6 protein-coding genes and 1 pseudogene are annotated in these 10,362 nt (G+C 70.8%); all 7 read left to right on the forward strand.

What is annotated here, in order from left to right; all coding sequences use genetic code 11:
* The first annotated feature begins 69 nt into the window (after positions 1–69).
* The gene (locus N2041_RS09360; RefSeq protein WP_297678095.1) at positions 70–1,698 is read left to right on the forward strand and encodes a hypothetical protein; all 1,629 of its coding nucleotides are present in this window, start codon (positions 70–72) and stop codon (positions 1,696–1,698) included.
* Positions 1,695–4,943, forward strand: coding sequence for a flippase activity-associated protein Agl23 (locus N2041_RS09365; protein ID WP_297678097.1), 3,249 nt, complete (start codon positions 1,695–1,697; stop codon positions 4,941–4,943). Before N2041_RS09360 ends, N2041_RS09365 begins: the two co-directional genes overlap by 4 nt.
* 17 nt (positions 4,944–4,960) lie before the next feature.
* Positions 4,961–5,962, forward strand: a complete 1,002-nt coding sequence (locus tag N2041_RS09370) for a lysylphosphatidylglycerol synthase transmembrane domain-containing protein (protein ID WP_297678099.1) — start codon at positions 4,961–4,963, stop codon at positions 5,960–5,962.
* A complete protein-coding gene (locus N2041_RS09375) occupies positions 5,959–7,293 on the forward strand; it encodes an NAD(P)/FAD-dependent oxidoreductase (protein ID WP_297678101.1) in 1,335 nt (444 codons plus the stop codon). The genes N2041_RS09370 and N2041_RS09375 overlap by 4 nt, the downstream gene beginning before the upstream one ends.
* 77 nt (positions 7,294–7,370) lie before the next feature.
* Complete coding sequence (locus tag N2041_RS09380) at positions 7,371–7,844, forward strand: NAD(P)H-dependent oxidoreductase subunit E (protein WP_297678103.1); 474 nt, start codon at positions 7,371–7,373, stop codon at positions 7,842–7,844.
* Positions 7,841–9,577 (forward strand): NADH-ubiquinone oxidoreductase-F iron-sulfur binding region domain-containing protein, encoded by a 1,737-nt coding sequence (locus N2041_RS09385; protein WP_297678105.1) that lies wholly within the window; start codon positions 7,841–7,843, stop codon positions 9,575–9,577. Before N2041_RS09380 ends, N2041_RS09385 begins: the two co-directional genes overlap by 4 nt.
* Before the next feature lie 68 nt (positions 9,578–9,645).
* Positions 9,646–10,362: pseudogene (locus tag N2041_RS09390) on the forward strand (DNA mismatch repair protein MutS); the annotation flags it as partial.

Below are 10,362 nucleotides of genomic sequence, written 5' to 3' on the forward strand. Positions count from 1 at the left end.
CGACCGGGTCTTCGAATCCGGCCGTTACCGTATCTACCGCCTGCCGCACTATGAACCGGTCAGCCCGCCATGACGACCAGCGCCACCTCCACCGCAGCGGGCCCCCGGGGCATCACCGTCGCGGCAGCCGCGTGGACTGCCGCTGCGGCCGTTTACGCCGCCATGCGGCTCCTCGCGTTCGTGAAGCTGCCGGTCGGCGGCCTCGAACTCTGGTCGCTCTCCGGCGCATGGCAGGCGCGCGCCGGCATCGACGACGCCCGCTACGTGCCGACGCTGTTCCAGGCGCTCACTGCGCTCCTGCTCCGCGTCGAAGATAGCGAGACGCTGCCCCGGCTCGCCGCGCTCGCGGCCTCGCTCACCGTGCCCGTGTCGCTGTTCCTGCTCCGCCGCCGCATCGGCGAACCCGCCGCCATCGCGACGCTGCTCGTCCTCGCGTTCGATCCGCTGCAGATCGCGTTCGGCCCGGCGGCGACGGCCGCAGCCTTCGACGTTCCCCTCACGGCGGGCATCCTCGCTGCGCTCGCGGTGCTCGGCCCCCGGCCGCCCGTCATTACCGTCGCCGCGTTCCTCCTCGCCGCCGCCGGGCCGCTCCCCCTCGCGCTGCTGCTGGCGGCAGCGCTCACGCACCCACGCGCGGACTGGCGCCAGCCCGCAGCCGGCTTCGCGGCCGCCGGCGCCGCGCTCGGCGTCCTCGCAGCCAGCTTCGGGTTCGGGGCCGGCTGGCAGGGCATCACGGTGCCGCCCTTCGACCTTTTCGCCACGGGCTTCGATGCTGGCTGGTCGACCGAGACGACGCGCCGCCTCGTCGCGCTCTACGCCTGGGGGCCGGCCGTCCTCGCCGGCGGCTACCTCGCCATCCGCGCCGCCCGCGGCCGGGCCGCGCTGCTCGGCGACGGGCTCGACCGGTTGTTCGCCGCCTGGTTCGGCGTCAGCCTCGCCTGGTGTTTCGCCGCCGGGGGCAGCCGCGACCCCCTCGCCGTGCTGTCGCTCACGGCGAGCGCCGCGCCGCTCGCGGGCCGCGCCCTCGCGTGGCTCGTCGACTCGCTGGGCAGCGCCGACTGGCGCCGTGCCGGCTGGCCGCTCGCGGGCGCGCTCCTCGCCGCCGCGACCCTCCTCGGGCCGCTCCTCGACTGGGCCCGGCTCGGCCGCGTCGGCCCGGGGAGCGAAGTCGTCGCCGTCGTCGTGCTGGCCGGCGTCATCGCCGGCGGGTTGACCCTCCTCCTCCGCTGGCCGGCGACACGCGCCGTCGCCATCCTTCCGCTCGCCGCAGCCGCTGCCGTCCCGTGGCTTGCCGGCGGATTCGCCGTAGCCGGCGGCAGCCCGAACGAGCCGCTCCCGTCGCCCGTTACCACCCTCCAGGCCAGCGAAATCCGCGATATCGTCACGGGTCCGGCCCGCGACCCCGTCGGCATCGTCGCCATCCACCCCTCGCTCGCGGACGCGCTCACCTGGCCTCTCCGCGGCAGCCGGGGCCTCGTCGCTGCGAGCCGCATCCCGCCGAACGCCAGCGTCGTCATCTGGGAAGCTGCCGGTGCGCCGCCCGAAGGCTTCCGCACGTTCGAAGGCCGCTGGGCCGTCCTCCGGGAAAGGCGCGGTCCAGATAGCGGATTCCTCGACTATCTCCGCTGGCTGGCGAACCGCAATACTCTACCCGTGCGCGACCTCCCCGCAGCCGTCTACATCCGGGAGCAGCCGTGACCGCCGCCGCTCCCGCCCGACCCGCTCTCCTCGAACGCGCGCTCGCCTGCCACATCCCGCTGACGGCCGAGGTCGTGCTGTACGCCCTCGTCTTCGCCGCCGCCGTGCTGCTCCGGACGTGGGACCTCGGCGCCCGCGCCCTCCACCACGACGAGAGCATCCACGCCCAGTGGTCGTGGGGCCTCCTCCAGGGCAACTACCGCCACAGCCCCATCTTCCACGGCCCGTTCTACTACCACGTCCAGGCCGCCGTCTTCTTCATCTTCGGCGCGAACGACTACACCAGCCGCCTCTCCGCCGCCGTCGCCGGCACCGCGCTCGTCGCCCTCCCCCTGCTCCTCCGGCGCCGGCTCGGCCCGGTGGGCACCTTCGCCGCGGTTGCCCTCATCGCCTTCTCCCCCACCCTCGTCTACTTCAGCCGCTTTTTCCGCGAAGACATCTACATGGCCGCGTTCACGCTCCTCATGGTCGCCGCCATGTGGCGCTACATCGACGAGGGCCGCGTCCGCTGGCTCTACGTGTTCGCTGCCGGGTTCACCGGCAACGTGCTGACCAAAGAAGGCTCCTTCCTCGTCTTCGCGGTGATGCTCGTCTACCTCGACCTCTACCTCGCCGCGCTGCTGGCGAAGCGCACCCTCGAAGGCCGGACCGAGCGGTTCGCCCGCGAAGACCTCGCCCGGCTCGCCGCGCTCGACCTCTCGCCGCCCGAGCGCGCCGCGCTCGAAGACCGCATCCGCAGCACCGCGCGCCTCGATACGCCGTTCCGGCGCTTTGCCCTCACCATCGCCTTCGCGCCCTATGCCTGGCTCCTCGCGGCCTTCTGGCCGTTCATCGGCGCGCTCCGCCGCCGGCTCGACTGGGCCGACGACCTGCCTCGCCCTGGCGAAGTGCTCCTCCTCCTCGGCACCTTCTGCCTGCCGCTGCTCACGCCGGTCGCCCGCGTCACCCTCCTCGAGCCGCTCGGCATCCTCGAGAAGGACCGCCTGAGCTGGGAGAAAAGCTTGCAGGGCCCCATCGACGTCCGCGACCGCATCGCGCTCGTCGGCCTGTTCACGGTTACCACGAGCCTCGCGGCCTTCGCCGGCCTGCAGTGGCGCCCGAAAGTCTGGGGCATCGCCTTCGCGCTCAGTGCCCTCGTCTACCTCACGCTCATGACCTCGCTCTGGACGAACCTCCACGGCCTCGTGAGCGGCCCCTGGGGCTCGCTCGATTACTGGTACAGCCAGCAGGACGCGCACCGCGGCGAGCAGCCCTGGTTCTACTACCACCTGCTGATGTTCGCCTACGAATTCCTGCCCCTTGCGCTCGTCCTGCTCGGCGGCTGGTGGGCCGTCGTCCGCGGCGACGCTTTCTCGCGCTTCCTCGCGGCATGGCTGGTCGGCATCTGGCTCGCCCTCTCCTGGGGCGCCGAAAAGATGCCCTGGCTCAACACCCACATCGCACTCCCGGCGTGCCTGCTCGCTGCGTGGAGCATCCAGCGCGCCTGGGACGCCTGGCGGGAGCGTCCGCCCGTGTCCGCCCGCCTCCTCGTCACGCTGGCTGCTGCCGCGCTCGTCGGCTTCGGCGCGCTCCTCGTCATCGCCTATCTGCCCGGCGGCGCGGCCATGCAGGCGGCGCGGCTCGGTATCGTCGCCGCCGCCGCGGCCGCCGTTGCCTCCCTCGCCCGCCCCTTCGGACGGGCTGCCCTCCCCGCCATCCTCGCCGTCGTCCTCGTCGGCGCGCTCGCGCCGTTCTCGGCCCGGACGATGGTCCGCGCTACCTTCGAACGCGGCGACGTGCCCAAGGACCTCCTCGTCTATACCCAGAGCTCGCCCCAGCTGAAGGACATCGCCGACCAGATCAACCAGCTCGCCGCCGCGACCGGCCTCGGCTACGACCTCCCCATCGCCGTCGACACGACCGATTCGTTCGCCTGGCCCTGGGCCTGGTACCTCCGCGACTACCGCAAGGTCTCCTACCTCGACTTCTCCGCCGGCCCGCCGGCCGGCCAGTACGACGTCATGCTCGTCGCCGCAGGCAACCTCGGCCGCATCCAGGACTACCTCGCCCGGCCGACTACCACCGTCTACGCCGCGCCCGTCCGTTATCCGCACCGCTGGTGGTACGACGAAACCTACAAGTGGGCGATGGACGTCGAGCCCGGCCAGCCCTGCACCTCCCGCGGCGGCAACTGCGGGCCCTTCCGCCTCGCGACCTGGAAGCACATCGCGACCGGCTTCCTCGACCGCGGCTGGCTGACAGCCTGGGCCGCCTACTGGCGCGACCACGACCCCGGCCGGCCGCCCGGCTCGACCGACGCCTACGCTTTCCTCCCGGCGAATTTCGACCCCGCGACCGGCCGCCTCCGCCCGGAGCCCGTCGAACCGCCGCGGCCGACGGTCGACAGCGAAGGCAGGCCCGTGTTCGGCGGCGCCGGCCACCAGCCGGGCCAGTTCTTCAGCCCCGTCGATATCGAGCGCGACGCCGCCGGCAACCTCTACGTCATCGACAGCGCGACCCGCCGGCTGCAGAAGTTCGACGCCGCCGGCAACCTCCTCCAGGCCGTCGATATCCGTATCGACCCGCAGAACTCCGCCGAGCAGTCGGAGCCGTGGGGCCTCGCCATCGGCCCGAACGGCGAGGTCATCGTGGCGGACACCTTCGGCTGGCGCATCCGCATCTTCGATGCCGCCCTTCGCCCGGTCGTCACGTTCGGCCAGCCGCCGACCGGCGCCGCGCCCGGTCCCTTCGACCTCTTCGGGCCCCGCGATGCCGTCGTCACCCCGGACGGCGAGCTCTGGGTCACCGACACCGGCAACGACCGCATCCAGGTGTACTCGCTCGCCGGCGAGTACCTCCGCACCATCGGCGGCCCGGGCGCCGGGCCGGGCCAGTTCGATGAGCCCGTCGGTCTCGCGCTCGGTCCTGACCGCACCGTCTACGTCGCCGACATGTACAACCGCCGCGTCCAGGTGCTCGGGCTCGACGGCGCCGCCATCCGCGAATTCCCGGTCGACGGCTGGGGCGGCCAGGACGTCGTCGATAAGCCCTATCTCCGCGTCCTCAGCGACGGCCGCGTCGCCGTCAGCCTCCCCGCGGCTGGCCTCGTCCGCGTCTACTCGCCGGAAGGCCGCCTCCTCGCCACCGTAAGAGGCGGGGCCGAACCCCTGTCCCGTCCCTACGGGATGGTCGAAACCCCCGATGGTAAGCTCTGGATCGTCGAGGGCGGCGCAGCGCGTGTTCGCCTGTTCGACGTCCCCGACTGAACCCCGAAAGGCCGCCTGTGGTCCGCTCCCTCCGCTTCTGGGTCAGCCTCGCCGTCAGCGTCATCCTCATCGCGCTCTTCCTCCGCGCCACCCACCCGCGCGAGCTGGCCAGCGCCCTCGGCGATGCCGATTACCGCTGGCTCATCCCCGGCACCGCCGTCCTGTTCGTCGCCATCGTCGCGCGCTGCATCCGCTGGTCCGTCCTCATGCGCCCGGTCGCGCCGATGAGCCCGGCCCGCCTCTTCCCCTACGCCATCATCGGCTACATGGCGAACAACCTCCTGCCCGCCCGCGCCGGCGAAGTCGTTCGCGCCTACGTCCTCGGCGACCGCGAGCGCGTCTCGAAGATGGGCACCTTCGGCACCATCGCCGTCGAACGCCTCTTCGATGGCTGCACGCTCGTGCTCATGCTCCTCGTCGCCGGCGCGCTCGTCGGCTTCGAAGACAACCGGCTCCGAATCATCGCCGTCGCGTCCACCCTGCTCTTCCTCGCCGCCGTCATCGGTTTCTACGTCCTCACGCTGCGCGAAGAGCGCGCGTTCCGCGTCATCCACTTCTTTCTCCGCTGGCTGCCGGACCGCTTCGAGCCCCACGTCGAATCGGTCGCCGATAACCTCGTCCGCAGCCTCCGCTCCGTCCACCAGCCTGGGCCCCTCGCGCTCGTCGTCCTTTTCTCCGGCCTCGCGTGGACCATCGAAGCCGGCGCCTACGCCGTTATCGGCCTCGGCTTCGACATGCACGTGAGCTTCGCCCACTACTGCCTGCTCCTCGCCGCCGCCAACCTCGCCATCATCATCCCGACCTTCTTCGGCGGCACCGGCCCGTTCGAATGGGCGGCCCGCCTCGTCCTCATCTCCGCGAGCGTCGACCCTGCGGTCGCCTCCGCTTACTCCGTCGTCGCCCACGGCGTCATCCTCATCCCGACCACCGTGCTCGGGCTCATCCTCCTCTGGAGCTTTGGTGTCTCCTTCCGCCGTATCGCCCGGGTCGAAGTCGAAGAACGGGGGGCCGTCACATGAAGGTCGGCATCGTCGGCGCGGGCGTCGCCGGTCTCGCCGCCGCGAAGGTGCTCCGCGAAGCCGGCCACGAGGTCACCATCTTCGAGGGCCGCAGCGAAGTCGGCGGGCAGGTCGTCACCTTCCCCGTCGGCGGCGAAGAGCTCGAGTGCTTCTACCACCACATCTTCACCAGCGACACCACCGTCATCCGCTACATCGAAGAGCTCGGCCTCGGCCCGTATTTGCGCTGGATCGAGCCCCGCAACGCCCACTTCGTCCGCGGGCGCATGTACCCCTTCGTCACGCCCCTCGACCTGCTCCGCTTCACGGCCATCCCGCTGACGAGCCGCGTCCGCCTTGGGCTTGCGGCCCTCTGGCTTCGCCGCCGTTCCGACGGCATCGAGCGGTACGAAGGCGTCACCGCCCGCGACTGGATGCTCCGCGCCGTGGGCCGCAAGGCGTTCGATGCCTTCTGGGGGCCGCTTCTCAAGGGAAAATTCGCCGACCAGGCCGACCAGGTCGGGATGGTCTGGCTCTGGAACAAGATTTACCTCCGCTTCGCCTCCCGGAAGGGCGGCTCGTCGAAAGAAGTCCTCGGCTACCTCGAAGGCTCCTTCAAGCGGTACTACCGCGCGCTCGCCGACCGCCTCGAAGCGCAGGGCGTCGCTATCCGCCTCGACACCCCCGTCGAGCAGGTCGCCGTCGAAAGCGGCCGCGTCGCCGGCCTCCGCGCCGCCGGCGCGTTCCACCCGTTCGATGCCGTCCTCCTCACCGTCCCCAACGTCATCGCCCTCAAAATCGCGCCGGACCTGCCGCCCGCCTACCGCGACATCCTCCAGCGGGTCCGCTACCAGTGGGCCACCTGCCTCGTCCTCGCCCTCGACCGGCCGCTCACGCCCTACTACTGGCTCTCCATCGGCGACGACCTGCCTTTCGTCGCCTGCATCGAACACACGAACTTCATGCCGCCCGAGCGGTACGGCGGCAACCACGTCGTTTACCTCTCGAACTACACCGCCCCCGACCATCCCGTGCTCCAGATGGACGCCGGGCAGGTCTTCGAGCACTACCTCGCCGGCATCCGCCGCCTCAATCCTGCGTTCGACCCCTCGTGGGTCCGCGACATGTGGTTCTTCAAAGACCCGGGCGGCCAGCCGGTCATCACGACCCACTACTCCCGCTCCATTCCCGACATGCGGACCGGCATCGACGGGCTCTACCTCTCGAACACCACGCAGGTCTACCCTGAAGACCGCGGCCAGAACTATAGCCTCCTCCTCGGCGAGAAGGTCGGTCGCCTCATGCACGAGGACGCCGCCCGGGTCGCCGCCGCCCGCGGCGCCGGCATCTGAAGCGCGCCCGCCCACGCGCCGATTAGCCCGCGCTCTGCTACAGTTGCACCGAATTTCACAAGCGAGAGGTCCGGTCGATGGCCGCTGAACCCGGTTTGCAGGAGCTCCGGGAGCTCGTCGCCGAATTCCAGCCCGGGCGCGGGCATGTCCTGCCAGCGCTCCACAAGGTCCAGCACACCTACGGCTGGGTGCCGCGCGCGGCCATCGAAGTCATCGCCCGCCAGCTCAACACCACCCCCGCACTGATCTACGGCGCGGTCACCTTCTACAGCGACTTCCGCACCCACCCGCCGGCGAAGTACGAAGTGGCGTGGTGCTGCGGCCCTGCCTGCCGGCTCCGCGGCGGGGAAGCCATCCGCGAGGCGATCCAGGAGGAGCTCGGCATCGGCCTCGACGAGCAGACCCCCGACCACCGCTTCGGCCTCCACGTCGGCCAGTGCAACGGCACCTGCCACGAAGCCCCGCAAATCTGGGTCAACGGCCGCGTCCGGGGCAACCTCACCCCCGAATCAGCCCGCGACATCATCCGCTCGCTGAGGGATGGCGAATGAACGCACGCCTGCAAAAGCTCATCGCCGACGCAAAGGCTGCCTGGCAGGCCGAACAGGCCTCCGGCCGCGTCCGCATCCGCGTCACCCTCGATACCTCCTCCATCGCCCGCGGCGCTGAAGAGACGCTCGCCCGCCTCCGCGAGGCCGCGGCGAGCCGCAAGATCGACGCCGATGTCGGCATCACGGGCTCGTGGGGCTTCTGCTGGCTCGAACCCTGCGTTTCGGTCCGTTCGGCCGCCGGCACCCACGCCGTCCTCTACGGCAACGTCACCCCCGACCGCGTCGACGAGCTGATCGAGGCCATCGCCGCCGGGCGCGACCTCCCATCGCTCGCCCTCGGCGTCATCGAAGGCAACGCGACGCCCGAGATCCCGCTGCTCGAAGACCATCCTTTCATGAAGGGCCAGGTGCGCCGCCTGATGGCGAACCTCGGCCGCACCGACCCGGAGAACATCGACCACTACCTCGCCCACGGCGGCTACGAAGGCTTCGGCAAGGCGCTCGAAATGGACGCCGAAGCGATCGTGAAGGAAGTCCTCGATTCCGGCCTCGGCGGCCGCGGCGGCGGCGGCTTCCCCACCGGCCGCAAGTGGGACTTCCTCCGCAACGCCACCGCCTCCCCCCGCTACCTCATCTGCAACGCCGACGAGGGCGACCCCGGGGCGTGGGTCAACCGCATCCTGATGGAAGGCGACCCGCACCTCATCATCGAGGGCATGCTCATCGCCGCCCTCGCCTCCCACGCCGATGAAGGCTACATCTACATCCGCTATGAGTACCCGCTCGCCTTCGAGCGGATGAAGAAGGCCGTCGCCCAGGCGTACGAGAAAGGCCTCCTCGGGAAGGACATCCTCGGCACCGGCAAGAACTTCGAGCTCATCGTCTTCCTCGGCGCCGGCGCCTACGTCTGCGGCGAAGAGACCGGCCTCATCAACTCGATCGACGGCTACCGCGGCATGCCCCGCATCAAGCCGCCGTTCCCCGCCCAGGCCGGCCTCTGGAACAAGCCGACCAACGTCAATAACGTCGAGTCCTACGCCAACGCCCCGCTCATCCTCCGCAACGGTGCCCAGTGGTGGAGCTCCGTCTCCGACGCCAAGGAAAAGGGCACCAAGATGTTCACCTTCTCCGGCCACGTGAAGCAGGCCGGCTGCATCGAGATCCCCTTCGGCCCGAAGGTCCGCACCCTCCTCGAACAGTACGCGGGCGGCCTCAGCGGCGACCTCCCGCTCAAGGGCTTCCAGCCCGGCGGCCCGCTCTCGGGCGTCCTCCCGGCCTCCGATATCGACCTCACTCTCACCCTCGACCCCTACCGCGAGCGCGGCATGTTCCTCGGCTCCGGCGGCGTCGTCTTCTTCGACCAGTCGGCCTGCATCGTCGACCTCTGCCTCTTCTTCCTCGGTTTCTGCGAGGACGAGAGCTGCGGCCGCTGCACCACCTGCCACGGCGGCACCCAGCGCGCCGTCGAAATCCTCCGCCGCATCGCCGCGGGCGGCGGCCGCGACGCCGACCTCGACAACTTCGAGAAGCTCATCGGCACCCTCGTCTGGTCCAACTGCCTCCACGGCCAGTTCGCCATGACGAGCATCAAGACGTCGCTCAAGACCTTCCGCGACGAATACGTCGAGCACATCGTCGACAAGGTCTGCCGGGCCGGCGTTTGCAAGGGGCTGATGCCCGGCCGCTGGGCCCGCCGCGCCGCACCCCAGCCCGCTGCGGCCGCCGCCGACTAACCCGGCGCACATCCGTTCGGCCGCGCTACAATGGCCTTCGCCCCCGCGCGGGGCCGGAGTTCCGCCGCGTGTCGACGCCCATCCGGCAGCAGTACCTCGACCTCCGCAAGCGTTACCCGGGCACCATCCTCTTCTTCCGCCTCGGCGATTTCTACGAAACGTTCGACGACGACGCGAAGCTCGTCGCCGAAGAGCTCCAGATCACCCTCACCTCGAAGCCGATGGGGAAAGACCTCCGCGTGCCCCTTGCCGGCGTGCCCTACCACGCTATCGACCAGCACGTCGCGAAGCTCGTCGCCCGCGGCTACCGGGTTGCCATTTGCGAACAGCTCGCTGACCCCTCCGAAGTCAAAGGGCTCGTCCCCCGCGACGTCGTCCGCATCGTCACTGCGGGCACCGTCACCTCCGAGGCGTCGCTCGAAGCCGGCCGGCCGAACTACCTCGGCGCGTTCGTCCGCCGCGGCCGCGATGCCGCGCTCGCTCTCGCCGACGTCACCACCGGCGAAGTCCGCGTCGTCCCCGGCGAGGACGCCCTGCTGGAGGCCGGCCGCTCCCCGCTCGCCGAGCTCCTCCTCGAAGACCTCGCCGATGCGCCGCAGCTCGCCATTCCCGCGGTGCAGCGTCCGCTCCTGAGCGACCTCGCCGTCGAAGCGGAAATCGCCCGCCAGTTCGGCGAGCACGCGCAGGCAGGCCTCCTCCCCGGCCCGGCCGCTGCCGCAGCCGTCGCCCACCTCCTCGTCTACCTGCGCGAGACCTACCCGGCGGCGCTCGGGGCCATCCAGCGC

This window comes from Tepidiforma sp. (genome assembly GCF_026419595.1).
Taxonomy (GTDB): Bacteria; Chloroflexota; Dehalococcoidia; order Tepidiformales; family Tepidiformaceae; genus Tepidiforma.

Coding starts and splice junctions, on each gene's coding strand:
- N2041_RS09360 (WP_297678095.1), top strand. CDS start 70: ATGACGACCAGCGCCACCTCCACCGCAGCGGGCCCCCGGGGCATCACC.
- N2041_RS09375 (WP_297678101.1), top strand. CDS start 5,959: ATGAAGGTCGGCATCGTCGGCGCGGGCGTCGCCGGTCTCGCCGCCGCG.
- N2041_RS09380 (WP_297678103.1), top strand. CDS start 7,371: ATGGCCGCTGAACCCGGTTTGCAGGAGCTCCGGGAGCTCGTCGCCGAA.
- N2041_RS09385 (WP_297678105.1), top strand. CDS start 7,841: ATGAACGCACGCCTGCAAAAGCTCATCGCCGACGCAAAGGCTGCCTGG.